Below are 667 nucleotides of genomic sequence, written 5' to 3' on the forward strand. Positions count from 1 at the left end.
CGTCGGGCGCGCCGCGTCTGGCGGTCTGCCGCGGCAGCGACAATCCGCTGGCTGATCTCACCGGCGCGGTGCTGGCAACGGATTCGGGTGCCGACAATGGCGCAAGCTCCACCGGCTATACCGGGACCTTGCTGGCGCTCGGCATGCTGATCGACAGGCTCGCCGGCAACAGATTCGACTGGACGACTTTGCCACCTGCAGCCGCCACCGTCCTTTCCGGTGCGCAAAGCGCTGCCGGGCAGGCGGCCCGGCTGCTGCAGGGCAGAACATCCATCGACATCGTCGGCGCCGGTGTCGGCTTCGCCAATGCCGGCGAGGCGGCGATGCTGATACGCGAGGCGGTGCGGGTGCCGGCATCGGGATGGGACACGCTGAACTATCTGCACGGGCCGATGGAATCGCAGGATGCGACGACCGGACTGATCGCCATCGGCGACGGTCGCGAGGTGAAGATCGCGCAGGATCTTGCGGCGCTGGGCTGCCCCTCGGTGCTGGTGACGCGGCGCAGCGATGTCGCTCCAGCCGACAGGCTGGTGGTGATCTCGATTCCCGCGCTCGGCAACGCCATCGCTGATGCCATACTGGAGATCATCGCCATCCAGCTCATTGTCGGCGACATGCAGGACGCGGCCGGCCTCACCGACATCGTGTTCCGCTACCGCCAGAC

At 67.6% G+C, this 667-nt stretch carries 1 protein-coding gene; it reads left to right on the forward strand.

Annotated elements, in window-relative coordinates:
- A partial coding sequence (locus EN925_RS38510) for a sugar isomerase (protein ID WP_128337496.1) occupies window positions 1-667 on the forward strand: 667 nt, incomplete at both ends.

Source organism: Mesorhizobium sp. M7A.F.Ca.US.006.04.2.1 (genome assembly GCF_004022915.1).
Classification (GTDB): Bacteria; Pseudomonadota; Alphaproteobacteria; order Rhizobiales; family Rhizobiaceae; genus Mesorhizobium; species Mesorhizobium ciceri.